Origin of the sequence: Pseudoxanthomonas kaohsiungensis (assembly GCF_010211765.1) — a bacterium.
GTDB classification, from domain to species: Bacteria; Pseudomonadota; Gammaproteobacteria; order Xanthomonadales; family Xanthomonadaceae; genus Pseudoxanthomonas; species Pseudoxanthomonas kaohsiungensis.
On record NZ_PDWO01000001.1, the window covers coordinates 50,917 to 76,175 of the forward strand.

Annotated in this window: 30 protein-coding genes; 18 read left to right on the forward strand and 12 right to left on the reverse strand. The window is 69.6% G+C overall.

The window, feature by feature from the left end:
- Positions 1-102: 102 nt before the first annotated feature.
- Positions 103-990, reverse strand: coding sequence for a nuclease-related domain-containing protein (locus CSC66_RS00225; RefSeq protein WP_162375283.1), 888 nt, complete (start codon positions 988-990; stop codon positions 103-105).
- Positions 991-1,012: 22 nt separating this feature from the next.
- On the reverse strand, positions 1,013-1,819 hold the full coding sequence (locus CSC66_RS00230; RefSeq protein ID WP_238394180.1) for a protein NO VEIN domain-containing protein: 807 nt from the start codon (positions 1,817-1,819) through the stop codon (positions 1,013-1,015).
- Between the two features lie 267 nt (positions 1,820-2,086).
- Here CSC66_RS00230 and CSC66_RS00235 point away from each other — a divergent pair, with 267 nt between their 5' ends.
- The 3 genes from CSC66_RS00235 to CSC66_RS00245 all read left to right on the forward strand — a co-directional run bounded on the left by CSC66_RS00235 (position 2,087) and on the right by CSC66_RS00245 (position 4,962).
- Positions 2,087-2,557: a hypothetical protein gene (locus CSC66_RS00235; protein WP_162375284.1), complete on the forward strand. Its 471-nt coding sequence runs from the start codon at positions 2,087-2,089 to the stop codon at positions 2,555-2,557.
- Between the two features lie 551 nt (positions 2,558-3,108).
- Positions 3,109-3,948 (forward strand): glycoside hydrolase family 11 protein, encoded by an 840-nt coding sequence (locus tag CSC66_RS00240; RefSeq protein WP_238394181.1) that lies wholly within the window; start codon positions 3,109-3,111, stop codon positions 3,946-3,948.
- A 156-nt stretch (positions 3,949-4,104) separates the two neighbouring features.
- A complete protein-coding gene (locus CSC66_RS00245; protein WP_162375285.1) occupies positions 4,105-4,962 on the forward strand; it encodes a restriction endonuclease in 858 nt (285 codons plus the stop codon).
- Between the two features lie 67 nt (positions 4,963-5,029).
- Here the strand turns inward: CSC66_RS00245 and CSC66_RS00250 are convergent, their stop codons facing one another.
- Entirely contained in the window at positions 5,030-5,950 is a 921-nt protein-coding gene (locus CSC66_RS00250) for a DUF429 domain-containing protein (RefSeq protein ID WP_238394182.1), read from the reverse strand.
- On the opposite strand from CSC66_RS00250, the gene CSC66_RS00255 reads away from it, so the two are divergent.
- Complete coding sequence (locus CSC66_RS00255; RefSeq protein WP_238394183.1) at positions 5,832-6,188, forward strand: GAF domain-containing protein; 357 nt, start codon at positions 5,832-5,834, stop codon at positions 6,186-6,188. The genes CSC66_RS00250 and CSC66_RS00255 overlap by 119 nt on opposite strands.
- 72 nt (positions 6,189-6,260) lie before the next feature.
- On the opposite strand, the gene CSC66_RS00260 is transcribed toward CSC66_RS00255, so the two are convergent.
- Positions 6,261-6,953, reverse strand: coding sequence for an NAD-dependent epimerase/dehydratase family protein (locus tag CSC66_RS00260; protein WP_238394184.1), 693 nt, complete (start codon positions 6,951-6,953; stop codon positions 6,261-6,263).
- Between the two features lie 71 nt (positions 6,954-7,024).
- Between CSC66_RS00260 and CSC66_RS00265 the strand changes: the two genes are divergently transcribed.
- The 4 genes from CSC66_RS00265 (at position 7,025) to CSC66_RS00280 (ending at position 11,255) form a co-directional block, all read left to right on the forward strand.
- Complete coding sequence (locus tag CSC66_RS00265) at positions 7,025-7,828, forward strand: PIN domain-containing protein (RefSeq protein ID WP_162375288.1); 804 nt, start codon at positions 7,025-7,027, stop codon at positions 7,826-7,828.
- A 90-nt stretch (positions 7,829-7,918) separates the two neighbouring features.
- Positions 7,919-9,262 carry a hypothetical protein gene (locus CSC66_RS00270; RefSeq protein ID WP_162375289.1) on the forward strand — a complete coding sequence of 448 codons (1,344 nt, stop codon included), beginning with the start codon at positions 7,919-7,921 and terminating at the stop codon, positions 9,260-9,262.
- Positions 9,263-9,417: 155 nt separating this feature from the next.
- On the forward strand, positions 9,418-10,257 hold the full coding sequence (locus tag CSC66_RS00275) for a DUF5694 domain-containing protein (protein ID WP_162375290.1): 840 nt from the start codon (positions 9,418-9,420) through the stop codon (positions 10,255-10,257).
- 71 nt (positions 10,258-10,328) lie between these two features.
- Positions 10,329-11,255 (forward strand): DUF4344 domain-containing metallopeptidase, encoded by a 927-nt coding sequence (locus tag CSC66_RS00280; RefSeq protein WP_238394185.1) that lies wholly within the window; start codon positions 10,329-10,331, stop codon positions 11,253-11,255.
- Between the two features lie 256 nt (positions 11,256-11,511).
- On the opposite strand, the gene CSC66_RS00285 is transcribed toward CSC66_RS00280, so the two are convergent.
- Positions 11,512-11,991 (reverse strand): VOC family protein, encoded by a 480-nt coding sequence (locus CSC66_RS00285; RefSeq protein ID WP_162375291.1) that lies wholly within the window; start codon positions 11,989-11,991, stop codon positions 11,512-11,514.
- A gap of 266 nt (positions 11,992-12,257) precedes the next feature.
- Complete coding sequence (locus CSC66_RS00290) at positions 12,258-12,707, reverse strand: VOC family protein (protein WP_162375292.1); 450 nt, start codon at positions 12,705-12,707, stop codon at positions 12,258-12,260.
- A 282-nt stretch (positions 12,708-12,989) separates the two neighbouring features.
- Between CSC66_RS00290 and CSC66_RS00295 the strand changes: the two genes are divergently transcribed.
- Entirely contained in the window at positions 12,990-13,838 is an 849-nt protein-coding gene (locus CSC66_RS00295; protein ID WP_162375293.1) for an amidohydrolase family protein, read from the forward strand.
- Between the two features lie 137 nt (positions 13,839-13,975).
- Here CSC66_RS00295 and CSC66_RS00300 read toward each other — a convergent pair whose 3' ends face one another.
- Positions 13,976-15,325 carry a hypothetical protein gene (locus tag CSC66_RS00300; protein WP_238394186.1) on the reverse strand — a complete coding sequence of 450 codons (1,350 nt, stop codon included), beginning with the start codon at positions 15,323-15,325 and terminating at the stop codon, positions 13,976-13,978.
- Between the two features lie 91 nt (positions 15,326-15,416).
- Between CSC66_RS00300 and CSC66_RS00305 the strand changes: the two genes are divergently transcribed.
- Positions 15,417-15,776 (forward strand): DUF2200 domain-containing protein, encoded by a 360-nt coding sequence (locus CSC66_RS00305; protein WP_162375294.1) that lies wholly within the window; start codon positions 15,417-15,419, stop codon positions 15,774-15,776.
- Between the two features lie 36 nt (positions 15,777-15,812).
- Here the strand turns inward: CSC66_RS00305 and CSC66_RS00310 are convergent, their stop codons facing one another.
- The 4 genes from CSC66_RS00310 to CSC66_RS00325 all read right to left on the reverse strand — a co-directional run bounded on the left by CSC66_RS00310 (position 15,813) and on the right by CSC66_RS00325 (position 18,094).
- Positions 15,813-16,274 (reverse strand): hypothetical protein, encoded by a 462-nt coding sequence (locus CSC66_RS00310; protein WP_162375295.1) that lies wholly within the window; start codon positions 16,272-16,274, stop codon positions 15,813-15,815.
- 2 nt (positions 16,275-16,276) lie between these two features.
- Positions 16,277-16,498, reverse strand: coding sequence for a helix-turn-helix domain-containing protein (locus tag CSC66_RS00315; RefSeq protein WP_162375296.1), 222 nt, complete (start codon positions 16,496-16,498; stop codon positions 16,277-16,279).
- A 1-nt stretch (position 16,499) separates the two neighbouring features.
- On the reverse strand, positions 16,500-17,021 hold the full coding sequence (locus tag CSC66_RS00320) for a DUF2975 domain-containing protein (protein WP_162375297.1): 522 nt from the start codon (positions 17,019-17,021) through the stop codon (positions 16,500-16,502).
- A gap of 176 nt (positions 17,022-17,197) precedes the next feature.
- Complete coding sequence (locus CSC66_RS00325) at positions 17,198-18,094, reverse strand: SDR family NAD(P)-dependent oxidoreductase (protein ID WP_202935563.1); 897 nt, start codon at positions 18,092-18,094, stop codon at positions 17,198-17,200.
- Positions 18,095-18,307: 213 nt separating this feature from the next.
- Between CSC66_RS00325 and CSC66_RS00330 the strand changes: the two genes are divergently transcribed.
- From CSC66_RS00330 to CSC66_RS00355, 6 genes are all read left to right on the forward strand, one after another.
- Positions 18,308-19,645 carry a tyrosine/phenylalanine carboxypeptidase domain-containing protein gene (locus tag CSC66_RS00330; protein WP_162375298.1) on the forward strand — a complete coding sequence of 446 codons (1,338 nt, stop codon included), beginning with the start codon at positions 18,308-18,310 and terminating at the stop codon, positions 19,643-19,645.
- Positions 19,646-20,097: 452 nt separating this feature from the next.
- Positions 20,098-21,072: a GGDEF domain-containing protein gene (locus tag CSC66_RS00335; RefSeq protein ID WP_162375299.1), complete on the forward strand. Its 975-nt coding sequence runs from the start codon at positions 20,098-20,100 to the stop codon at positions 21,070-21,072.
- 206 nt (positions 21,073-21,278) lie between these two features.
- The gene (locus CSC66_RS17670) at positions 21,279-22,127 is read left to right on the forward strand and encodes a hypothetical protein (RefSeq protein ID WP_162375300.1); all 849 of its coding nucleotides are present in this window, start codon (positions 21,279-21,281) and stop codon (positions 22,125-22,127) included.
- Positions 22,128-22,220: 93 nt separating this feature from the next.
- Positions 22,221-22,475: a hypothetical protein gene (locus CSC66_RS00345; RefSeq protein WP_162375301.1), complete on the forward strand. Its 255-nt coding sequence runs from the start codon at positions 22,221-22,223 to the stop codon at positions 22,473-22,475.
- The gene (locus tag CSC66_RS00350) at positions 22,475-22,762 is read left to right on the forward strand and encodes a hypothetical protein (protein WP_162375302.1); all 288 of its coding nucleotides are present in this window, start codon (positions 22,475-22,477) and stop codon (positions 22,760-22,762) included. The genes CSC66_RS00345 and CSC66_RS00350 overlap by 1 nt, the downstream gene beginning before the upstream one ends.
- A gap of 13 nt (positions 22,763-22,775) precedes the next feature.
- A complete protein-coding gene (locus CSC66_RS00355; protein ID WP_162375303.1) occupies positions 22,776-22,973 on the forward strand; it encodes a hypothetical protein in 198 nt (65 codons plus the stop codon).
- Between the two features lie 90 nt (positions 22,974-23,063).
- Here the strand turns inward: CSC66_RS00355 and CSC66_RS00360 are convergent, their stop codons facing one another.
- Positions 23,064-24,074, reverse strand: coding sequence for an SDR family oxidoreductase (locus CSC66_RS00360; protein WP_238394187.1), 1,011 nt, complete (start codon positions 24,072-24,074; stop codon positions 23,064-23,066).
- A 310-nt stretch (positions 24,075-24,384) separates the two neighbouring features.
- Here CSC66_RS00360 and CSC66_RS00365 point away from each other — a divergent pair, with 310 nt between their 5' ends.
- Both CSC66_RS00365 and CSC66_RS00370 read left to right on the forward strand, forming a co-directional pair.
- Entirely contained in the window at positions 24,385-24,588 is a 204-nt protein-coding gene (locus tag CSC66_RS00365) for a hypothetical protein (RefSeq protein ID WP_162375305.1), read from the forward strand.
- Positions 24,589-24,633: 45 nt separating this feature from the next.
- Complete coding sequence (locus CSC66_RS00370; protein WP_162375306.1) at positions 24,634-25,191, forward strand: cysteine hydrolase family protein; 558 nt, start codon at positions 24,634-24,636, stop codon at positions 25,189-25,191.
- Positions 25,192-25,259 lie beyond the last annotated feature (68 nt).

Here is a 25,259-nt window from a genome sequence, read left to right on the forward strand (position 1 = left end):
CGTAGAAAAGCGCCAGAAATGGCGAGAAAGTGATCACATCGAGGTCGATCAGGCGCCTTGGCGCTGAAATCTAAGCATCAGCGCGCTTTGATCAGACCTTCCCTAGTCGACGCTCGGATACTTCTGAGAGACGGCCTGGGCGACAAGCGATCGCATAGCAGGCACAAGGTTTTCCTCGCCGTCGAGTAGGAACTCGGCACCACGCCCCATTGGTGTGAAGACGCGCACGTCGCTGCGGCGTGCGGCGTCGGTGCGTTCGATCCACCAGCCGGGAAGAGCGACGGCCGGGACGACGGGTACTTCCTGCCCGAGGCTTTCCTTGAGATATCGAGCTAACCACTGGGCTTGGCGGCGGGCCTGTTCGACGGCCTTGGTGTCCACGAAGTCGGGGAACCTCAGCGCGGCTCCGTCGAAGGCAACCTTGTAATGGCTGTCGTCGTCGGAGTTGCGCGGCTTGCGGAACGACTTGGTCTCCACGGCGTACACGCAGCGCGGTGCGATCACCACGTGGTCGATGTTGAAGCCTTCGCAAGGTACATCGTGGGCGACGACGCAGCGGGGTCCGACTAGGCGGTTGAGCAACTGGCCGGTGACCTGCTCGGCGAGTTGGCCTTCCTTGGCGCGCAGGTAAGCCCTGAGGTTACGCACGTAGGACCAGAGGCCAAAGGCGAATATCGCCAATCCCGCAGCTAGAAACATGGCCTCGACAACGCCAAACTTGAATCTGGTCCAGTCGACGCGCCCTATCGCCCAGGCAAAGAGCATCATCGGCAGCGACAGGTACATGACCATGAAGGCCGCGATCATGTCGTCGCCGTGATCGCTGATCCGCGCCATGAGTTGCTGGCCGGGAAGGTTCGCAATCTTCTTCCCCTGCAGCGGGGATCGCCTGCTGCTGCGCTTGCGGATCAGTTTGGCGAGCGCGGCGCAGGCGATGATCAAGGCCGATGTGATCAGGAACGCTGAAAGGAAGATGAGGTTGGAGAGCATGGTCGGATCCTTCCGTTTCGATTCAGCCCGCTAACCTGGCCAGGTAAGAAACCGCATCCAACTGGCAGTGCGCGGCGATGGCGCCCGGGAGACTGAACACCCGCGGCTTATCGCGGAAGTCGAACAGTCGGTAAAGCTGGTACTGCGCGGCGTCGCGCTCGGACCGCGCCAGTTCGTTGCGGGTGACGTAGAACGGGGTCAGCTCGCCGAAGGCTGTGGTTTTGACTTCGATCAGGCGTTCGCGGCCGTCCTCCTCGAACGAGCGCACGTCGTACCCCAGGCCGTCGCCCTGGGTGGCCGCCACATGTTCGATGCGTTCGCTTAGTGCTTTCCTGCCGGCGGCGTGTAGACGCCGGGCTTCCAGCTTAAGCACGAATAGCTCGCCGGCGCGGCCGAGCGAACGATTGCGTGCCTCTTGGGCTAGGTAGTCGCGACGGGCCGCAGAGAAGCGGGAAGCATAGTCGGCGGGCGCTTCCCGGACTTTTGAAGGCCGGGGTGGCGCCACCCAGACGGCGGCGCCGTCGGTCACGGCGACATCGGCGGCCGGGCGCAGGACGGCCGCCTGTGCCGCCTCCTGCAGGAGTGCGTTGCCGTCCAACTGTGCTGCGACCACGTCCGCCAGGAGCGCCTGGTAGTTGCCGCGAGGTTTGTAGCCGTCGATGTAGGGATAGCCCAGCGCCAGCATCACCGCGCTGATGTTGCAGTGCTTGAACTCCAGGGAGGGGCGACTGCGGCCGTCCAATGTCTGCAGCAGCGCACGGGCGTGTTCGGTCTTGCTGTAGCTCTGGCCATTGAGTTCTAAAGTCAGCATCCGCAGGTAGTCGGCCACGCAGGCCTCCACCTCGATTCGCGACCAGTCTTCGCCTTTAGCCATCCGTCCGCTCCCCTTCGTGCGGCCTTCGGTTAGGTGCCAGGTTAACCCGGAGGCAGGCCTGGATGGCCTCATTCCTACCCCCGGCTCAGAAAATTCCTACACGAATCCCAGCCACTTCCCACACGCCAGCGCGGCCAAGGCCGACTACGCCCGCGGCCCTTTCCGTTGACCCTGCGTCCGTCCAGCCAACCCCGGCTGGCGCACCGGAAAAGGAGAACCGTCGTGTCGCAGAACAACGTGTCCCTGGAACTGAGCAACGAGCAACTGTCGCAGGCCGCGCAGGCCATCACCACGCTGGAGCAGGCCTTCGCCGGGCTGGTGTCGCTGGCGCCGGCCGAGCGCCGGCGGCTGGTGAAGATGGGCCAGAAGTCGGAAGTGTTCTGCCGGCAGGCTTTGCGCCTGCTGGCGCAGAACCCGCAGGTGGTGCCGCCGGGGCTGGACCTGGCCGAGGCGCAGGCCGACCTGCTTGCGCTGGACCAGCTGGCGCCGTTGCTGGACCGGCTGCAGCGCCTGGCCGAGCGCGGCCGCGACACGGAGATGGCGCTGGGCGCCGATGTGATGGACGCGGCGCTGGAAGGCTATGGCCTGCTGCGGGTGTCCGGCCGCCAGCAGGGGCTCGATGGCCTGCGCAAGGAGCTGTCCAACCGCTGGGCCCGCCGCAGCAGCGCCGAAGTGGAGCCGGTCGAAGCCTGACCTGCGTTCCTTTGCACGACTTCCCCGCCGGCGCTGTCTCTCCCCCGCGCCGGGGTGCAGCGGAGCCCAACCCCCGGGCCAAACCCCTCGTTGCACCTTCCACGGCCGCCCCGCCCACCTGGCGCGCGCGGCCGTTTCTTTTGCAACGGTCAGGGAAAATAACTCGGCGCTCGGAGCTCCGAGCTCGGCGGTCGGACAAATTTTCACCATCGCCAGGGCTCTGGGCTCCGGCGTTGGACAAAATTTCACCGACGGCGGAGCTTTTTTCTCGGGCGTCGGACAAAATTTCAGCGACGTCGGAGCCTTTTTCTCGGCGGTCGGACAAATTTTCAGCGACGTCGCAGTTCAAAGCTCGGCGCGTCGAGCTTTTTTCCTTGGTGATGGAGAAAAAAGCTCTGAGGGGCTGAGGCGGGAGTCATGGGTCAGGTTCAGCCCCAGGGAGGTGCGGGGCTGGCGCGGGGCGACGCGTTCACCCGTCCCGTATCCGGCCATGATGGTGAACATCGGGGCGACGGATGCTACGGTCGGTCTTCCGTGCAGAAACCGAAGAGTTGCGACGTTCCCTCATGACCTGCCGCCTCACGACCTCGATCCTGACCTCCGCCCTGATCCTCGGCTTCGCCGGCTGCGCCGCGCCCGCGGCCTCCGATGCGCCGACTCCCCAAGCTGTTGCTGCGGTCCCGGCCAAGCCCCCGATCACCAAGTTCAAGGCCTACACCCGGCGCTTTGCCGGCGAGACGCTGCTCACCCAGAGCCATGCGACCGGCCATGTGGGCGACTTGTTCTTCACCCACTGGAAGGACGGCGGCGAGGCCTCGTTCAAGCTGGACGAGCAGGGCCACTTCAAGATCGACTGGATCGGCGGCGACTACAACTATGTCGGCGGCCCGGGCTGGGAGAGCGGCGACCGCAACCGCGTGATCGGCTACCGCCTCGACGAGGACGCCGGCGCCAGCTACGTGACCCTCTATGGCTGGGGCTACGACAAGGACATGGATCCGGCCGACCCCGCCCACCTGGTCGAGTACTACATCATCCAGCGCTGGGTCCGCACCCCGGCCCAGGGCGGCGAGCAGGGCGTGACCTTCACCAGCAACGGCGTGGAGTACACCACGTACCGCACCGTGCGCCGGGAAAAGCCCTCGATCAACAACACCGAGACGTTCTACCAGTACTGGAGCAAGCCTAAGGAGCAGATGCCGCTCGGGGTCGACCACAAGATCATCTTCGCCGACCACGTGAAGGCCTGGGAAGCCAACGGCTGGAAGCTCCCCGACCTGGACAACTTCGACGCCAGCGACGACCCCACCTACCAGGTCTTCGCGGTCGAGGTGTTCCTGGTGGAGAAGGGTGGCAGCGTGTCGGGGCGGGTGTGGGATGCGGGCAAGTAGGCGTAAACCGGGGTCCGTAAACCGGGGTCAGAGTGCACTTCTGAGCCGTTGCGCTTTGCCAAACGCGGGCCGGCGATGCGGTGTTAGATCGGGTCCGCACGACGAAGCGGGGTAGAGGGCTGCGGCGGCAAGCCGCGCCTGAGTGAAGGGGGATCGATGCACGGGCTGAAGCGGGTCAAGAATCGGCGCGAGGATGGGGTGTCCGCCATCCCTTGGGATCGCCTGGAGGCTCTCCTCGCCGAGTACTACGCCGGCCAGGGGTACCACGTCGAGCATGTGGGGACGGGTCGTACCGCCAAGCGTTTCGATGGCGGTATCGATCTCAAGCTACGCAAGGAGGACCAGTACGTCCTGGTCCAGTGCAAGGGCTGGAACGCCTACCAGGTGCCGCACAACGAGGTACACCAGCTGATCGGACTGGTGGTCAACGAAGGCGCGACCGGCGCCATTCTCGTCACCGCCGGTGAGTTCACGCGGGCCGCCATCGACGCCGCGGCCAAAGGCGGCCACGTTCAATTGGTAGATGGCGATGCCCTGCGCGAGATGCTTGAGCCTCTGTTGGAGCCGGAGGATTTGCTGCGGCGTGCCTATGGTCTTCCGGGTGCGGACGGAGCCGGCGCCGGGCTCGGCCAGATGCGTCCGGCCCCGGATCGTCGGGGGCAAGGCAAGGCGCGTCTCGGGCGTGGCCGGACTGGCGCGGCCGCTGGGGTGGGCGGCGCCGGCCTGGGCCGTCGACTGGCGCTCGCCCTGCTGTCGATCGCGATCTTTCTCTTGGCGCCATTCCTTGCAATGAATGTGCTGCGATCGGGGCTCGGTTCGCTGGTGCCGGGGAGCAGTGGCCTAGAGGCAGTCACCGATGGAGTTGTCCCGCCGGAAGTTTCGCCTTCCAAGAATCGGGCGTCCCCTGCTGCCGACACTGCACCGCGACCGCAAACGGAAGAGGAGATCCGTGAATCCCAGCGCAAGGCCGAGGAGGCCATGAAGGTCATCGAGGCCACGACGCCGGAGGTCTAAGGCAAGTTTCAAGCGAGGCGAGGGACGGGCGATCTTCGCCGGCGGGACTATGAAGGAGTTCCGCCGTTCAACTGCCAGGTCCCGGCTTCGCTGCCGTGGTCCCGATCACTCGCACCCAGGCGGACGGATCCCTGGCGGACGCGGTGCAGCGTGATTCGAGTTCAGTCCTGAGAGTGGGGCAATGCGGCGCGATGATGTAGCCGTGCTCTACGTCGCCAACCATGAGGCAGGTGCGGCCTTCGGCGACATGGACGGCCACGAGTAGGCACAGGCATGCATCCAGCCTGTCCTGGTCGGATTTGTTCGGTTTTTCCTTGCGGCCGATTCCGTCAATCCACGCCGCAGTGTCCGATAACCCGGTCGCGCGGAAAAATACGGCTGCCGATTGACAGACGTACTGCCAATCGTGAATCGAGAAGGTCTTTCTGCGCTCGGGGTTGTACTTGGGCAGTCTTCCGTGCGGTCGTGAATCTTCGCGAACCCAACCGAGAGCGATCATTGCGAGCACAGGATAGGTTTCAAGTACTGAGACTGTTCGAGGCTCGGGGGCCAGCGGGTTTGCGGCGCCGCCGAACTGGCCGAGGAATCGCCATACGGGCGCCGCATGTCCGAACATTTCAGCCCTGGCAGTATTGGCTGGCTGCATGCCGCCCCTGCGACGACTGACGCTGGCGCAGACGATGTTCTCTACCGGACGCTGGCCAGAGCCGTTCACCACGATGGTGGGCTGGTCGATGAGGATGATCGTCGATTGAGGACTGTGGTGCGCTTGCCAGTCGAGGATTTCGGCCTGGGCTTGTGGGAAGTCGGCCGCCTGGGGAGCAGTGATTTCCTGGAATGAACCGTCGCGCCGGCGAAGCGCTGCCGTGATGGCGCCCCGATTTCCGGGCGTCCATGTGCTGGACGGGCTCGAGTTCGGGCTGCAGCCCGGCCAGGACCTGGTGCTGGAGACTACCGTCTGCCGCGAGCTGCGCCCGGGCCGGACCACCAGCTTCGGCAAGGCCAGCGCGCACCCGGTGTACAGCGCCCATCCGGCGCCGCGGATCTACGGCTTCGAGAGCCACATCTCCATCCCGCTGGTGCTGGCCGACGGCAGCCTGTTCGGCTCGCTGTGCGCGCTCGACCCGCGGCCGGCGACGCTGGATGCGGCGGTGATGCAGAAGGTGGAGGCGCTGGCCGCCTCGATCGCCGCGCAGCTCAAGCTGGAGGCGGCGTCGGCCGCCTGATCCGGCGCGTCACCGGAGGGCGAGGCACGGTCCACCGCCTGGTCCGCCGCGCAGTTCGAAGTCCGGGCGTCGTCAGCCGTCGCCGGTTGGGCCGCGCGCACCGGAGGCGGACTCGCCCAGCGCGTTGATCCGTGCGTTCTCCACCACCGGCGGCGGATCGGGCATCGCCGCCAGCACCAGCAGCGCCCGGCCCACGTGCGCGGTGCTGGTCATTACCCCCGGCATCAGCCGCACGCCTACGCCCATCGCCGGCGCGGCCAGCCGGTAGAACGGCCGCATCCACCCATGCGGGCTGCGTTCGCCATGCGCGGGCTGGATGCCGCCGGGGCGCAGCATCACGGTGGTGATGGGCAGGGCGCGCAGGGCGGCTTCGGTCTCGCCCTTGATCCGCATCGGCATCAGCATGCTGGCCGGGTCGGCATGCGCGCCGGAGATGTAGAGCAGCCGCGCGGTGGGGTTCTGCTGGGCGAAGGCGCGTGCCACGTGCAGGGTCAGGTCCAGGGTCACGTGGCGATAGGTCGCCTCCGGCGTGCCCAGCGGCGGCGCCCCGGCGCAGTAGAAGCAGGCATCGAAGGGCGCCAGCCGCGCGTGCACGGCGGACACGTCGTCGAAGCGTTCCACCACCAGGTCTTCCACCCGCGGGTCGGGATGCGCGAGCGCGCGACGGCCCAGCACCGCCACGCGGGTCACCGAGGCATCGGCCAGGGCCTCGTGCAGCACGCCCTGGCCGAGCAGTCCGGTGGCGCCGGTCATCAGGATGCGCATGGAGCCTCCGTCGCGGGGCGATGCGGGGAGTCTAGCGAAAACGGGTGCAGGTCCCGTGCAGGCTCCGGAACGTGGGGCACCCCGGACAGGTGCAGGCAGGCGAACGGGATGACATAGTTCGGCCGGGGCAGAGGGGAGGCGCGGGTCTGGACGTATTCCTGATCGATTTCGAGAACGTGCAGCCGGCGGGTGTTGGCCGGCTAGTGCCTGGCAGTTGCAGGATCAAGCTGTTCCTGGGCCAGAACCAGGCCAAGGTGCCGGTGGCGCTGATGCAGGCGTTGCAGCCTTTCGGCAGCGATGTGGAGTACGTGCAGATCGTAGGCAGCGGCCCCAACGCGGTGGACTTCCACGTCGCGTTCTACATCGGGCGCCTGGCGAGCGAGGATCCGGCGGCGAACTACGTGATCGTCTCGCGCGATACCGGATTCGATCCGCTGGTGCGGCACCTGGGGTCGCTGAAGATCAAGTGCAGGCGCGTCGGTGCGTTGCCGGGGGATGTGGCGGGGTCACAGGGCAAGCCAGCCGCGGCTGCCGCCAAGCCCGCGGCCAAAGCAGGTGTATCGGCCAAGCCTGTGGCGCAACCGGCCGCCAAGGCGAAGAAGGCGGTGGCCATCACCGTGCCGCCGGTGAACGGGACGCCGCCGGCCAACGGAGCTGGTTCGGACGCGGTGGCGAAGCTCACCGAGCTGGCAGTCGCGCGCCTCAAATCGCAGAAAGCGGGCAGGCCCGCCACGGTCAAGACACTGCAATCCTCGTTGAAGTCCTGGGCACCTGACGCATTCGACGCCGCGATGCTGGCTCGCGTGATGGACCAGCTGCGCAAGCTCAACGTCGTGATGGTGAACGGTACCAAGGTGTCGTACCGGTTGGGGTAGGACCATTCAGAACGAGTGCCGCCTGCAGCAATGCGGGCGCTGGATGGTGGGTCGGGCGGCGGTAATGAATCATTGGCCACGGGGGACGTAATGGGGTTCTGGTTGAGGGCGTGGAACGGCATCCGCAGCCTGGTGCAGGTCAACGCCTTTGCGACACGGGTACTTCGTGCGCGCCGCTGGTGGGCGATCGCGCTCACCGTGTTCTTCTTCGCGCTGGGTGTCTTCCTCGCCGTCAGTGACTATTCCACCGGTGCCTGGCTGGCCTTCGCCGTCGGCGTCATCGGCCTGCTGCGCGAGGCCTGGCCGGCGATGGCGGACCTGTTCGGCACGCCCACCGCGCTGATCGAGCAGGACGACGCGTTCGTCGACGAGCTCGTCGCCCAGGTCAGGCCGTCCGTGGAGGAGGAGCGCGACGGGTTTGCGGTCGCACGCGTGCCGCATCACCCGCGCGAGGTCGTGCTGCGTTCGGACCGGCTGGACCGGTGGCTGCGTACGACCTCGATCACGGCGGTGGAGGACGGGCAGAAGCGGCAGGACATGGAGGCACGGCTGCGCAGCCATGCGGCGATGCTCGAAGCGATGCTGCGTTGCCGCGCGCGCGAGTCCTATCGTTCCGATCCGTCGCGGGTGTTCTTCAACGGCGCCAAGTTCGGCCTGTCGGACGGCATGGCGATCGACAGGACGTCGGTGCGCTGCCACCAGGTCGACTACTTCCATGCGGTGGTCACCAACGAGGCCGTCAGCCGGCGGCTGGTATCGGACGACGGCATCGCCCAGCAGGAATTCTCCGGCGCGGCCCAGTTTCCGGTGTCGCGCCAGCCGGCTCCGGACAGCGAGCGGTGGCGGCTGTGGCCACTGTCGATGTCCGGAATGGCCGACCATGTCGGCATCAGCACGCTGGTGGTGACCCGCGACCGCAAGCTGGTGCTCTGGAACCAGAGCGGCAAGGCGCTGCATTCGCGCAACCTGCTGGCGCCGACCGGGTCGGGCTCGTGCGACTGGAGCGATGTCGTCGCGCAGGGCGGTGCGGTGGACCTCAAGGCCACGCTGGTGCGGGCGATGGAGCGGGAGTTCGTCGAGGAATCCTTCGGCGGAAAGGCCTCGCAGGTCGGTTGCGATACACAGGTGCTGGGCTACTTCCGCTGGATCAGGCGGGGAGGTAAGCCGGAGTTCGTCGGCGTGACACGGGCGGACGTGGATTCCTTCCGCCTGCAGCCCAATCCGGCCGAAGTGAACCGGCGCGCCGGCGAGACCCTGCTGATGCATGACGTGCCGGACCTGACCGCCCTGCGCGCGTGCGTGGACCATCTTTGCGAACGGCCGGGCCTGTCGGTGCCGCTCTGGGTCAACCTCGTCGCACTGGCCCGGGCGATCGACGAAGACGCGGAACGATGGGCGCAGTTCCTGGGCCTGCCGGTGCGCGCATCGGCTTGAGCTGGCCTGCTCCTGGCCGCTGGTGGTGAAGCAACAGTGGCGCCTGGCTTTCGGGCTGCACTTCCGGCACATGAGGCCGGGCCGCGCGCGCGCCAGCATGGGCCATCCGCCACGCCTCGCGGCATGCCGCGAGGCCGCGCACCGGGAGCAAGACCATGTCCAAGCGCCGTTCGCCGTATGTCGTCCTTCTCCTGTGCGTGGTCGCGTTCGCCATGCAGGCCGCCGCACCCGAACCCGCCGCCGCACCGGCGAAGGTGCCGGCGCCCGCGAAACTGATGCTGCTGGGCGTGTTCCACTTCGCCAATCCCGGCATGGACATGGTCAAGTCCGAGGTCATCGACGTCACTACGCCTGCCAACCAGGCCTACCTGGCGGGGTTGGCGCAGCGGCTGGCCGCGTTCGGCCCGACCGACGTGCTGGTGGAGTGCGATCCCGCCGCGCAGGCGCGGCAGGATGCACAGTTCGCGGCCTGGCGCGATGGCGATGCCGCGTTGACCGTCAACGAAGTGCAGCAGATCGGCTTCCGCGTGGCCGGTGAAGCCGGCCTGTCCACGGTGACCTGCTTCGACGAGGGCGGCGTGCAGTGGAAGGCCGGGCCGATGTTCGAGTACATGGCCGCACACGCGCCCGAGCGCAAGGCGGCGATCGAGGCGCTGTTCGCCTCGCTGGCGGCGCGCCACACCCGCGAGCAGGCCACCTTGCCGCTGCCCGAGTTGCTGCGGCTGGCCAACGACCCGGCGCGCGACCGCGAGAACAAGGCGCTGTACATCGGCACCAACGACCTCGATGCCGGCGGCGGCTTCGCCGGCGCCGACGCGGCGGCCAGCTGGTGGCAGCGCAACTTCCGCATGTACGCCAACGTGCAACAGGCCGCCGCGCGCGGGCGCCGCGTGCTGGTGGTCGCCGGGCAGGGGCATACGGCCATCCTCCGTGACCTGCTCGCCCTCGATGGCGAGCGCCAGGCCGAGGACGTCATGCCGTATCTGGTGCCCTGAAGGCGCCGCGGTTCACTTTCCGCGGCAGTTGCGCTTACGCTACCGGCATCTTTCGACGCCATGGTTGCTTGATGCCTTCCAGCAGTTTCGCGACCACCCTGACGATGGCGCTGGCCGTGCTGCTTGCCGGCGGCACCCCGGCGACAGTGGCCGCCGGCGATGCGCGGAAGAGCTCGACACCGACCGGGTCCGTGGCTGCCCAGCCGGCTACCGCGGCGCGCGGGCCCGCCTTCGAATACGCCTACCGTCCGCCGTCCGCGCCGGACCTGCAGCCGATCTACCAGCGCGTGGTGGAGGCGGACCTGTGGCGGCAACTGCCGGAACTGCAGGAACTCGACGGCCTGTTTGCGCTGCCGCGCCGGCTGCGTTTCGTCACCGCCGAATGCGGCGAGCCCGGTGCGTTCTATCGCCCGGACCAGGGCGAGGTGGTGCTGTGCTACGAAAGCCTGCGCACGCTCTACGCGCAGGGCCAGGCGCACCGGCAGGCGCTGGGGTTGGCCGAGGACCATCCCTTGCGCTACCTGCGCGCCAACGTGCGCTTCATGGTCCTGCACGAGGCCGGGCACGCGCTGGTGGACCTGTTCGACCTGCCGGTCACCGGCCGCCAGGAGGATGCGGTGGACCAGCTCGCCGCGATCCTGATGCTGCGCTTCGGCGGGCGCGACGAGAGCCCGGGCGAGGTGATCGAGGACCTGCGCCTGGTCGCCAACTGGATGCTTTCGCGCAGCACCGGTGCCTACGACATCGACGCCTTCGCCGACGAGCACGCGCTGGGCGAACAGCGCTTCTTCAACCTGCAATGCCTGGTCTACGGCACCGACCCGGACGCCTTCGCCGGCATGGTCGACGCCGGCGATCTCACCGCCGCGCGCGCCGCCGGCTGCCCGCGTGAAAGCCGCCAGACCAGCCGCGCCTGGGTGCGGCTGCTGCTGCCGTACCTGGCGCCCGGCGCGCAGGCGTACCGGGAAGAAGCGGCGGCGTTCCTGCGGCAACGGTAGGCGCCCGATCGCCGCAACGGCGGACCGGTACGACGTAGAGCCGGGCTTGCCCGGCTGGCGGGGCGACGAGGGAAGCAGCGGGGCAAGCCCCGCTCTACGGGAGAAGGGCAGCGGGGCAAGCCCCGCTCTACGGGGTGGATCGATGCGTCGTAGAGCCGGGCTTGCCCGGCTGGCGGGGCGACGGGAAGGGCAGCGGGGCAAGCCCCGCTCTACGAGGTGGCGAGAAGAGCAGCGGGGCAAGCCCCGCTCTACGGGGTCAGCCGCGGCGTGCCGCCTCGATCGCGGCCACGTCGATCTTGCGCATGGTCATCATCGCTTCGAAGGCGCGCTTGGCCGCGGCGCGGTCGGGGTCGCGGAAGGCCTCGGTCAGAACGCGCGGGGTGATCTGCCAGGACACGCCCCACTTGTCCTTGCACCAGCCGCATTCGCTTTCCTTGCCGCCGTTGCCGACGATGGCGTTCCAGTAGCGGTCGGTCTCGTCCTGGTCGTCGGTGGCCACCTGGAACGAGAAGGCCTCGGTCTGCGGGAACACCGGACCACCATTGAGGCCCAGGCAGGGAATGCCGAGCACGGTGAACTGCACGGTGAGCACCTTGCCGGCCTGGCCGCCGGGGAAGTCGCCGGGGGCATGGTGGACCTCGCCGACGGCGCTGTCGGGGAAGGTGGCGGCATAGAACTTCGCCGCATCGAGGGCGTCGTCGTTGAACCACAGGCAGATCGTGTTCTTGGGGATCATCAGGAACTCCTCGTCATGTCGGGCAGGCGCTGGACGCTGCCTTCCGCGCAAGAAAAACGGTCGGGTCACCATCGAATCGGCATCACCGGCTGCGCCAGGCACGTCACCGGGCCAGCGTCGAATCCGATGCGGCCGGCGGGCTGCGATGCCTGCGCGAACCCGGCGGCCCTTCCGGAACCTCGATCCTCCGCCCGGCCGGGAGGCCGGGCAGCGGCTGCGCCGGCCTGGGCCGGTCCTGGCGGTCGACTGCGACCCCGCTCTGGCGATCAGGCGCCCTGCGTCGGCTTCCAGTCCGGACCGGCGTTGGTGTTGACCATCCACGGGATCCCGAAACGGTCGACCAGCGAGCCGAAGCCGGGGGACCAGAACGTTTCGGCGAACGGCATCACTTCCTTCCCGCCCGCGGCCAGTGCGTCGAACCAGCGGCGGGCCTGGTCGATGTCGTCGGTGTGCAGGGTGACGTCGAAGCCGTTCTTGGGCTTGTCGATGTTCGGCGCCCATTCCGGGGCCATGTCGGCGCCCATCAGCGACTGGTCGCCCACGTCCAGCCAGCAGTGCATCAGCCAGTCCTTCTGCTTCGGGTCGCTGACTTCCATGCCCGGCGGGCCGTCGCCATAGGGGAAGGCGGCGGTGATGCGGCCATCCAGCACCTTGGCGTAGAACTCGAACGCTTCACGGCATTGGCCCTGGAAGCTGAGGCTGGTCACGATCTTCATGCGGTCTCCTTGGCGGTGTCGGGGGAAAGCTGGATCACGGGGTACGCCTGCGCGCGTTAGCCGGCCGCGAACGTCCGGTGTCCGGCGCGTGGCACGGCGGGCCGGGGCGTGCGCTTGCTGGCGTATCACAGGGCTACGACGGCCGGGCCGGTCGGGAATCGACATCACGGCGATGAACGCGTCGCGAGAGGGAAGTGGACTGGGCTCGCTGGATAGCACTGCATGTCCGGTATGTCGTCGTGGTCTAGACTCCCGGGCCGATCCCGATCCCGGTGCCCAAGCATGATCCGTTCCGCTGCCGCCCTGCTGCTGTGCCTGCTCGCCCAACACGCCGCCGCGCAGGTGCCGGTGTTCGACACCCACGTGCACCTGCGCGAAGGCCAGGCCTCGCTCGCCGACTACGAGGCCGACGTGGCCAAGTCCGGCGTGGAACTGGCCGGGCTGGCGGCGATGTGGTTCGGCGGCCCCTACCAGGCGCGCGCCGGCGACATCGCCGCGATCCGCGCCGGCAACGACGGCGTCATCGCATTGGCGCGCGCGCATCCGCAGGTGGTGCCGGTGGCCACCGTGCATCCGTACGACGGCCCGGCCGCGCTGGAGGAACTGGCGCGGGTGGCGAAGGCCGGGGTGCGCGTGCTCAAGCTGCATCCGCATACCCAGCGCTTCGAGCTGGCCGATCCGCGCGTGCTGCCGCTGGTGCAGCGCGCCGGCGAGCTGGGCGTGGTGGTGCTGATGGACAACGCCGGGATCGTGGCCGGCGACAGCCAGGCGCTGTTCAACCTGGCGCTGGCCGCGCCGCGCACGCAGTTCATCTTCGCACACATGGGCGGGATGGAATTCCGCTTCTGGAACATCCTGGCGCTGGTGCGCACCGCCGAGAACCTGTTCGCCGACAACGTCTACTTCGACATCTCCGGCACCGTGCTGCTGGCGGCCGGCTCGCCGCTGCAGGACGAGTTCGTGTGGACCCTGCGCAATGTCGGCATCGATCGGGTGCTGGTCGGCTCGGATTATCCGCAGATCGGCCTGGGTCGCACGGTGCAGGCGCTGGACAAGCTGGACCTGACCGCAGAGGAGAAGGCGAAGATCCTGTCGGGCAACGCGCGGCGGCTGTTCGGGCGCCAGCCGTGATGCGGCGGCGCTGAGCGGCGGCGTCCCGTCCGCGCCGGCCGGGCCGCTCCTGCGCAGTGGGCGCGACCGCCCCAGGCGCGGCGCAATGCGCGATGGAGGTGTGCACTCGCCGCGGCTGGGCTGACGCCCTGCCGCGATCACTTCGTTGTCGGTGCGGTGCGCTGGGCCTGGCCGGCCTCCACGGTGAGGTCGCCGTCCCGTTCGCCCGGAACCAGCGACCAGCCCGGCTCGAGCGCCAGCGTCCAGCCATCGCCGCGGCGGCCGTCGCCGCCGCGCGGCAGGGCCACCGTCGCGTGCTTGCGGTCGGCGTGGACCAGGGCGGCACCACCGTCGACCACCAGCTCGCCCCAGTCGTCGGCCAGGCGCAGGGTCGGGTAGACGGTGCCGACGCCGTCCAGCGCGGCCAGGGTCTGCGGATTGAACTGGAAGCGCGAACGGGCCAGCGGCAGGACCAGCACCGGGCCATCGACCAGCTGCGAGCGCCAGGCGGCCAGGCGCGCCTGGCGCTCGCGCTCGCGGGTTTGTTCGGCCTGGCGCACGCGGTCTTCCGGATCGTAGCGTTGTGCACGTGCGTCCAGATCTGCGGGCACGGCTGCGTCGATGCCAACCGCACCGGCGAGCAGCCGGCCCAGGTCGGCGTCGGCGCCGAGCTTGCCGCGCCATTGCGGGTCGGCCTGGTCCAGCAGCAGGCCATAGGCCGGGCCGCTGGCGTAGCCGAAGGAACGCACGAAGCTGGGCGCGTCGACGAACCGGGCCAGGGCATAGATGGCATAGGCGCGCCGCTGTTCGGGCGCGGCCAGGCCCAGGCGCACGCCGGTGTACTCGGCCAGCCCTTCGTTGATCTCCAGCGCCGCCTCCTCGGCGGCGGCACCGGGGAAGCGGGCGCGCCGCGCCTGGCGGAAGGCGAAGGCGTCGGCGAGCCGGGCGCGACGCGCGTCCGGCCCGTCCTCCATGAGCGCATGGGCCAGCGCCCGCCATTCCATCTGCAGCAGGTAGCGGCCGTCGAAGCTGTCCAGGTGGCGGTTGCCGGCTTCGTCGCGGGCCAGGCCCAGCGCCGGCTGCTCGCGGTGGAACATCTCGTGCAGCAGCATCACCCGCAGCAGCGCCGGTTCCGTCGGCAGCGGCCACAGCAACTGCGTCCAGCGGGTACCGGACCAGTCCATGGCGGTATTGGCCAGCATGGCGTCGGCGGGCAGGGTGCCCACGTACGCGCCGTCGCGGGCGACCAGCGCGCCCTTGGCGTCGGCCTGGTTGGCGACCACGGCGCGGTCGGCCGGATCGACGATCATCAGCGGCCCGCACAGCGATACGCCCCACAGCGCGCCGCCGTCGCGGTCGCACAGCGCCTGCGCCTGCGCGATCACCTCGCGGGACGCTGCCGGATCCGGTGCAGCGGTTGCCGGTCCGGCCAGGGCCAGCGCGGCGAGGATCCCAAGCACCCGGCCGGCGCGCGACGGGTGCCGACAGCCGATCATGCGTACGCTCATCCCGTCCTCCCGTTCGATGCAGCGGGACGATAGCACCGGCCGCGTGCGCAGCCATCGGCTTGCCGTCGCGCACCAGCCTCCAGGAGTCCGTATGTCCGGCCACCGCATCTTCCAGACGGCCTTCGCCAAGGTCTATCCGATGTACGTGCAGAAGGCCGGACGCAAGGGCCGCACCCGCGCCGAAGTCGACCAGGTGATCCGCTGGCTCACCGGCTACTCGCAGGCCGCGCTGGAACGGCAGGTCGCCCGGGAGGTGGATTTCACCACCTTCTTCGCAGAGGCGCCGGCGATGAACCCGCGACGCGAGTTCGTCACCGGCGTGGTCTGCGGGGTGCGCGTGGAGGAGTTGGACGATCCGCTGATGCGGCAGATCCGGATCCTCGACAAGCTCGTCGATGAACTGGCCAAGGGCAAGGCGCTGGAGAAGCTGCTGCGCGCGGCGGACGGTTAGGCGTCCGCGTGCGGATCACTCCCGTCACTCAAGGCGTCAGCCCGCGCCGGCCAGCCCCGCGCGCCGGCGCGGCAGTCCGATGTACTTGCGCACGACATACCCCCACGGCACCACCAGTGCCAGCGGGAGCAGCGGTGCGAACGCCGGCACCATCGGTGCGGCAGCCGAACCGGCCAGGGTGCCAGTCCTCCACAGCGGCCAGGCGACGAATGCCAGCCACAGGATCTTGTAGCCGAGCACGAACAGCATCAGCGGCAGCCAGCGCAGCGGGCGGAACAGGCCGAACACGGCCAGTGCGGGGTAGGTGGCCCACACGCAGAACGCCACCGCGTGCAGCGGATCCCACGGGCCCTGGTGGCGCAGCAGCACGCCCCAGGCTTCGGGCACGACGAACACCAGCATCAGCAGGCAGAACAGGCGCAGGCCCCAGACCTGGAACGGGCGGACCCCTTCGTGGTGGACATGGTCGCGGGCGAACAAGCGCTTCAGGGCGTGCATGGTCAATCCTCCTGCGGAAGTGACGGATCGAAGGCGAGCAGGTCGCCGGGCTGGCACTCCAGCGCCGCGCAGATCGCTTCGAGGGTGGAGAAGCGGATCGCCCGGGCCTTGCCGGTCTTGAGGATCGACAGGTTGGCCAGGGTGATGTCCACGCGCGCGGCCAGTTCGGTCAGGGTCATGTGGCGCGCGTGCAGCAGCTCGTCGAGGCGAACGGTAATGGCCATGTCACACCGTGCCTGCGAGGTCGTCGCGCAGGCGCGTGCCCTCGGCGAACACGCGGGCGAGCACGAACAGCAGCAGCACCGCCAGCCACGGCGCCAGCGAGAAGCCCGTGTCCAGGTCCAGCCCCTGCGCCGGACTGCTGGCCGCCCAGGCGGTCGCACCGATCGCCAGGCGCAGCACCTCGCCGGCCAGCACCCACCAGGCGATCGCCTGCAGGCGCCGTGCATTGCCGGCCACGAACGGGTCGCCGGCGCGCACCGTGTCGACCATCGCCAGCAGGTGGCGCAGCACCCGGTCGACCACGAATGCGGCAACCAGACCGGCCACCATGACCGTGCGCATGCCTAGGACCAGCGCTGCACGCTGTTCGCCGTGGCGCACGCCGAGCGCGTCGAACACGACATCCGGTGCGACCAGGCCGGCCACGAACAACAGGCCGATGGCGGCGGCGTAGAGCAGGTTGAGGAGCACCAGCCCCCGCAGCAGCGGGCGGGACAGGGCCAGGGCGTTGGCGGGGGCGGACATGCTCGGCTCCGGTCGTGACATCGTTAAACGATATTACGCATATCGAATAACGATAATCAAGTGCCCGCAGTCGCGGACACGCGTCCGCTAACCGAACGCCCAAGGAGGACGTGGACGTCGGCGCGCCGGTGCGGGTGGACGGGAAGGAGTGAGGCGCCCGACGGGCCGGTGGCGGCTTACGGCACCCCGGTCAGCTCGGCGCTCAATGCCACCAGCCGTGCGCGCGCCTGCGGGTCGGTCGCCTGCGGGTCGCGCGGCGTGGCCGGCTGGCCCTGCTCGTAGTAGGCGCCGGCCTGCAGCGTCGGCGCGGTGACAAGGCCCATCACGTGGTCGCGGCCCTCGGCCACGGTGGTGCGCGGCGGGATGCCGATGCCCTTGACCATGGTGGTGTCCATCAGCGTGGCCGGATGCAGCGAGATCATGGTGACGCCGCGCCCGGCGAAGGCCGGCGCCAGCGCCATCGTCATCATCACCTGGGCCAGCTTGCTCTGGCCGTAGCCGCGATGATGGGCGTCGGGCTTTTCGAGCATGACGTCGTCGAAGTCGATCGCCGCGGCGCTGCCGGAGGCGATGTTGACCACGCGCGAGGGCGCGGCCGCCTCCAGGTTGGGCAGCAGCCGGTTGGCCAGGATCCAGCCGGCCAGGTAGTTCACCACGAACTGCAGTTCGTAACCGTCGGCGTTGGCGCTGCGCGCCGGCGCGTTGTTGAAGGCGATGCCGGCGTTGTTCACCAGCAGGTCCAGGCGCGGGTAGTCCCGGGCGATGGTGTCGGCGAACTCGCGGGTGGCCTGCAGCGAGGAGAAGTCGGCGGCGATGAAGCGCGCCGAGCCCTTGCCGGCGCGGGTGATCTCGTCGACCACGGCCTGGCCGCGGGCGGCGTTGCGGCCGTGGACGATGACATGCGCACCGTCGGCGGCCAGGGCCAGCGCCAGCTCGCGGCCCAGCCCATCGGTGGAGCCGGTGACCAGCGCGGTCTTGCCGGCGTAGGACAGCGGTGCGTCGGCGGCGCGGATGGCCTGCGGCGACAGGGCCAGCAGCAGGGAAAGGACGACGGCAGCCAGCAGGATGCGCATGACGGGATTCCGGTCGGGCTCGCCGGCAGCATAGGCCAGAGGGCGCCTGCGCGGCGGTGGCATGGGGCCAAGAGGCCATTGAGCCCAGGCCGGGGCTGGGCGAGGCTGGCCGCCATGCCGGACGCCGGTCCGCTCCGCGCGGCAGCCGGCGTTCGCAGCCCTGTGGTCCGGCGCGGGTCCGTCGCCGGTTTCCGTGGCCGAGGAGAGCGTCGCATGCATGCCGTCGAGCCAGGCACCACCGATCCGACCCGGGACGATCCGGCATTGGCCCTGCTGCTGGAACACGACGCGCGCATCGCCCGGCTGGGCGCGCGGGTCCGGATCCTGTCCGGCCTGGCCTGGCCGGTCGAGCACGAGCTGCGTTTCCTCAAGCGTTGGCGCGCCGGACGGGTCGAGATGCCGGCGCCGCCCACCGCCCCGGTAGACCATGCCGCCACGATCGAGGCGCTGGACGCGGTCATGCGCAAGCTCGACCGCGGCCATCCGGTCGGCGACTGGCTATACCGCACCGCGTGGAGCTACCGCGTCGCCGCGCTCATGCTTTCCGCCATCGGCACGCCGCGGTTCACCGAATGCTCGACCCTGCTGTACGGGCGCCCGTCCACGCACTACCGCTCGCAGGACACGACCACGCTGGAGTCGGCGGCGAAGATGCTGGAGATCACCGACCAGCTGATCGACGCGCGCTTCATCCCCGAGGTGCCCTACGACATCCCGGCGCCGCTGTTCGCCGAGCGCCTGCGCGAACGGATCGGGCCGTTCTTCGCCGACGATCCGGTCGAGGTCGTGCTCGACCCGCAACTGGCCTCCAAGGCCGCCGCCGGCAGCAAGGTCATCCGCCTCCGCGCCGACGCGCTGTTCTCCGCGCTCGACCTGGACCAGCTGGTCGAGCACGAGGCCTACATCCACTCGCTGACCATGCTCAACGGCAAGCGCCAGCCGTGGCTGCGCTGCCTGGGCGCCGGCGCGCCGCGCACCACCCGCACCCAGGAGGGTCTGGCCACGTTCGCCGAGATCATCACCGGCGCGATGGACATCAACCGCCTGCGCCGGCTCGCCCTGCGCGTGCTGCGGCTGGAGGAGGCGCTGGCCGGGGCGGACTTCATCGAGGTGTTCCGCGCGTTCCTGGCGGCCGGGCAGTCGGACGTGGAGAGCTACCGCAGCGCGGTGCGGATCTTCCGCGGTGGCGACGTGCGCGGACGGGTGTGCTTCACCAAGGACGGCGCCTACCTGGAAGGCCTGCTGCTGGTGACCGCGTTCATCAAGCGCGCACTGCACGAGAACCGCGCCGACACGCTGCGCCTGCTGTTCTGCGGGCGGGTGGCGCTGGGCGACCTGGTGGCGCTGTCGGCCTGCCGCGACAGCGGCCTGGTCGCGCCCGCGCACTACGTGCCGCCCTGGGCGCGCTACCCGGAACGGGTGCTGGCGACGCTGGCGTTCTCCACCGCGGCCCAGTCGCTGCGCCTGGACGCGTTCACCCTGGACCGCTTCTCCGAGCACGAGGAGGAGACCATGGCCGAGGCGGCATGGGCGGCGCCGGCTCTTCTGTAGGAGCCGATTCATCGGCGACCCGAGGGCGTTGCACGAGGAGGGCGCATCCGGGCGGGAAGGTGCGTCGGGTCGCCCATGAGGATGGGCTCCTACAGGGGGCGCGGCCTTGCGGGCCAGCGAGCGGTCACATCGCTTTTCTGTAGGAGCCGATTCATCGGCGACGCGAGGGCGCTGGACGGGTAGGGCGCATTCGGGCGGGAAGGTGCGTCGGGTCGCCCATGAGGATGGGCTCCTACAGAGGGGGCGGCACGCGGGCCAGCGAACCCCCCATCGCTTTTCTGTAGGAGCCGATTCATCGGCGACCCGAGGGCGCTGGACGGGGAGGGCGCATCGGGCGGGAAGGTGCGTCGGGTCGCCCATGAGGATGGGCTCCTACAAGCAGGGCTGGCGGCATGCGGGCGGCAGGTGGCTGCCGCGGTGAAGGGCGGGGCGTTGCCCGGTACCATGGCGGCATGAGTACCCGACCCGAGGCGGTCCCGGCCCGTGCCGGCCAGCCGCAGCCCTTGCCCGAATCGGCCGACGTCTACCGGACCCTGCTGGAATCCACCCGCGCCATCCCCTGGAAGATCGACTGGGCAAGCATGCGCTTCGCCTACATCGGTCCGCAGATCGAGACCCTGCTGGGCTGGTCGCAGGACAGCTGGCAGACCGTGGACGACTGGGTGTCGCGCATGCACCCGGAGGATCGCGATGCGGTCGTGGGGTTCTGCGTGTCGCAGTCGCAGGCCGGCGTGGACCACGAGGCCGATTACCGCGCCCTGACCCGCGACGGCGGCTACGTCTGGATCCGCGACGTGGTCCACGTCGTCCGCGACGCCAGCGGCGAGGTCGACAGCCTGGTCGGCTTCATGTTCGACATCAGCGAGCGCAAGCAGGCCGAGGAAGAGCGGATGCGCCTGCACCGCGAGCTGGAGCAGCTGTCGCTGACCGACGGCCTGACCGGCATCGCCAACCGGCGCATGTTCGACCAGCGCCTGGAGACGGAGTGGAGCGCGTCCCGCCGCAGCGGCAGCCCGCTGTCGCTGGTGGTGCTCGACCTGGACCACTTCAAGCAGTTCAACGACGCCCACGGCCATGTCGCCGGCGACGACTGCCTGCGCCGGGTGGCGGCGCTGCTGCGCGGCGTGGCCCAGCGCCCGCGCGATGTCGTGGCGCGCTTCGGCGGCGAGGAGTTCATCCTGCTGTTGCCGGACACCGACGCGGCTGCCGCGCTGGCCCTGGCCCGGCAGTGCATGGAGCGGCTGGCCGCGCTGGGAATCCCGCATGGCGCCCCGGAGGCCGGGCCGGTGGTGACCGCCAGCCTGGGCGTGGGCACGGCGACCGTCGCCAGCACCGGCGAGGCCAGCGACTTCGTCGCCGCGGTCGACGCGCGCCTGTACGCGGCCAAGCGCGGCGGCCGCAACCGGATCGAGGTGCTGGCCGACTGAGGCCGGACCCGCGGAAGCGCGCCGCTGGGTCCCCGGCGGCGCCCGCGCGGGCGACCGCATCGCCGGGGTACCGGAGGCGAGCGCATCGCGGCCACGGCTGAACTGCCTCCGTGGTCGACACCGGGCGGCGGGATGACGCACTCTTCACCGGCAGCATTGCGTGGTTCCCGCATGAGGGCCGCCACCCCCCACCTTCCACTGGCGGCATGAGCGACACATCGACGGACCTGGAACGCCAGGTCGACCCCCAGGCCGCGCCGGAGGCCGAACCCCGGATCGAACGCTGGTCGCGGTGGATCGCCGCGTCCCTGAGCGTGCTGCTGCACGTGGCGTTCCTGCTGGTGCTGATGTTCGCCGCGCCGCCGCCGGTGGTGACCTCGCCGCAGGGCGCGTCCAGCGGCGGCCGGGTGCGGGTGAATTTCATCGGCGAACCGGCGCCGGCGCCGCCGAGTCCGTCGCCCACGCCGGCGCCCACGCCCCCGCAACCGGAGCGGGCGCGCGACCGCCTGGTCGAGAGCAAGCCGGTCCCGCATGCCGAATACGTGCTGCCACCGCCCGCGCCCGAACCGGTGCCCGCCCCGGAGCCGCCGGCCAGGACCCCGGCGCAGGCGTCCGGGTCGCCAGCCTATGCGCAGCGCAATCCGCGCTGGACCGGGCGCCCGCCGGGCCTGCTCGAGGAGGACCTCGGTCCGCGCGACGCGGGCACCACCGGTGGCGCGGCCGAGGACCCGGGCACCCAGCGCGACATGTCCGGCGGCGAGCCGAGCATGGACATCGGCGGCTTCCAGATCATCTACGACCTGCTCGCCGAGGAACGTTTGCGCACCTGGCAGGCGGCCGGCATGAAGGAAATCTCGTTCCCGCTGCCGGGCCTGCGCCAGCGCATGGTCTGCCCGGTGGAGATCGCGCTGCGCCGCGGCTCGGGCAAGTGCCGGCTGCTGGAGCCCACCGATCCGCAGATGCAGGAGATCGGCGACGCGCGCCAGGTGGTGGTGGTGATGTACGTCTACCGGCGCGGCGAACTGGTGTGGCGGGGGCCGGGGCCGTACCGCTGATCACGCTGCGGTCGTGCCGAGGCACGTGCGGTGCAGCCTGCGGGACACTTGGCGACGACGCCTCCATCACGCGCGGCGCACCAACGTGTGCGCATGCATCCCCACGTGGACATCGAGAGCGAGCTCAGGCGATTGCAGGACCTGCTGCCGATGCTCGTTGCCCGCCTGCCCGCGGAGGAGGTGCTGGCGGCCTTCGCCGCCGAGGCGGATTCGCTCGCCGGCCTGTCCTCGCCGGTGGAGATCGCGCTGGTGCGCGAACGCATCGCTCGCATGCTGGCGCGCGCGGGCCTGCTGCCGGAGGGGGCAGGGCCCGATCCATCGGCACCGGCGCGGCACGGAGCGGCGTGATGGAAGACCTGGTCGGCTGGCTGGCTTCGGCGATCCTGCTGGCCACGCTGGTGCGCCAGATCGCCAAGCAGGCCCGCGACCCGCACAGCGAGGCCGTGTCGACCTGGCTGTTCATCGGCCAGGCGACCGCCTCGGCGTTGTTCGTGCTGTACTCGGTGCTGGTCGGCAACTGGGTCTTCATCGTCACCAACAGCTGCCTGCTGGTCACTGCGCTGGCCGGACAGATCCTGTCCTGGCGGCGGCGGCGTGCAGACGAAGCGGCTGCCGGTTCACGCGTGGACCCCTGATCTGGAGGTGCCGATGACCCCGCTCGACAAGCCCCTGCGCCGCGAACTGCAGGTCGATGACCGCCTCTTCACCCTGACGATCTCGCCCGAAGGCCTGAAGCTGGTGCCGAAAGGGCACCGCAACGGCATCGAGCTGGCCTGGGTCGACCTCGTCAACGGTGATGCCGCGCTGGCGACGGCACTGCAGGCGTCGCTGGGCAACACCGGCTGAGCCCGCCGCGCGCTTGCCGAAGGCATCGACGGCCCGAGGCGGACGCGCCGGAATGGCCGGGCGCCGATCGGCCCGGCATGACGGCGCGCTTCAGCCCTTGGGACCGCCCATTACCGGCAATACGATGCCGTTGACGTAGGACGACATCACCGGCGAGGCGAGGAACACGAACGCCGGCGACAGTTCTTCCGGTTGCGCCGGCCGGCCCATGGCGCTGTCGCTGCCGAACTCGGCGACCTCCGCGGTCGGCTTGTCGGCCGGGTTGAACGGCGTCCAGACCGGGCCGGGCGCGACCGCATTGACCCGGATCCCGCGCCCGAGCAGGTTCGCGGCCAGGGCCTTGGTGAACGCATGGACCGCGCCCTTGGTCGCCGAGTAGTCGATCAGGCCGGGGCTGCCGAACAGGCCGGTGACCGAGCCGCAGTTGACGATGGACGCACCGCGTTGCATGTGCGGCAGGCAGGCCCGCGCCATCTGGATGTAGCCGGCGACGTTGGTCTGCAGGGTTTCCTGCAGGTGCGCGTCGGTGAGATCCTCGAGCCGGTCGGCGTGCAACTGGAAGCCGGCGTTGTTGACCAGTACGTCGATGCGACCGAACTTGCGCGCGATGCGCTTCACCGCGCGGTTGCAGAAGGCCGGATCGCGGACATCGCCCGGCACCAGCACCGCGGTGCGTCCCTCGGCCTCGACCCAGCGCGCGGTCTCGCGCGCGTCCTTGTGCTCGTTGAGGTAGAACAGCGCCACGTCGGCGCCTTCGCGGGCGAACAGCACCGCCACCGCACGCCCGATTCCCGAGTCGGCGCCGGTGACGATCGCCTTCATCCCGGCGAGCTTGCCGCTGCCGGCATAGTCGCGCGCCTCGAACCGGGGCGCCAATGCCAGGTCGGACTCATGGCCGGGCTTGGCCAGGTGCTGCGCGGGCATGCGCACGGGCTGGCGGCGAACGCCGGCCTGCACCGCCTTCTTCGGCGCAGCCTTCCTCCCGGGCTTGGCATCCTTCCTGTCGATGCCCGATTGCAGCTGGCGTTGCCGCGCTGCGGTGCGGTTCGCCGCCGCGGCGCTGTTGCCGGCCCGCGCGCGGGATCCCTTCGGATTGGCCATGGAATCGACCCTCTGCAATGCGATGCATGCAGCGTGCGAAACCCTTGGTCGCCATTGCGTGATGGGAGCGTGGCGCCGGTGCGGTACGCAGCCCATAGGGGGCGACCGTTCACGCGTCGGTCATCGCGACCGGCGGTCGGACGATGCGCTACTGGTCGCGCGCTTCGTTGCACTCATAGGTTCAATGGCGAAGCGATGCAAGCAGTCAATGTGAACCGCTTCACGTTCCAACAAAAACCTTCCGCGTCTTTCATCTACGATAAATCCGGCTCGCGCCCCAATGAAAATCCCAGTCCCTGGAGGACCGGCAATGGTGGAACGTCACGAATACTCGCTCGTGGAAGCGGGCGACACCTGGGAGGTGCATGTTTCCGATCGTCGCAACCCGGTGGCCGTGTACCGCGATCCTGACCACGCGCTTGCCTACATACGCGAGGCCACGCGCCAGCGTAGCGACCTGGAAGGCATCCAGGGCGACATCGAAGAATCGGATGCCCTCGCGGATCTCGACTGAGGCGCACGGGCCCGGTGCCGCGTGCCGTCGGGGTACGGCCTCCCGATGGCGCGCACGGCGCTGCTCGTGCTGGACATGTTCAACCTGTTCGATTTCCCGGACGGGCAGGCGATGGCCCGGGCCGCGCGCCGGATCACGCCGGCGCTGCTTCGGTTGCGGCAACGCTTCGACCGCGCCGGCGCCCCCGTGATCCATGTCAACGACAACTTCGCGCACTGGCGCGGCGAGTTCGCCGACCTGGTCGAGCGCTGCCGCGCCAACGGCGGTACGCCGGCCTGGATCGCCGCAGCGCTCGCCCCGCAACCGGACCACTACTACATCCTCAAGCCCAGGCACTCGGCCTTCCTGGGCACGGCGTTGCCGGTCCTGCTCGCGCAGCTGGACGTGGCCAGGCTGGTGATCGCCGGCATCGCCACCGATTCGTGCGTGCTGGCGACCGCCCAGGACGCCAAGATGCGCGAGTTCGGGATCTGGGTGCCCTCCGACTGCGTCGCTTCGCGCAGGGCGGCGCTGGGCCGGCGCGCGCTGGCGCTGCTGGCCGAATCGATGGGAGTGCGGACCGATCCTGCCAGTGCGATCCAGGCGGTGTTTCCCCGCGGCTGAGCCGCGGTGGCAGTGCGATGTGCATCTGGGACGGCGGCGCTGGGCCCGGGCGCGGATCGCCCCCGGTT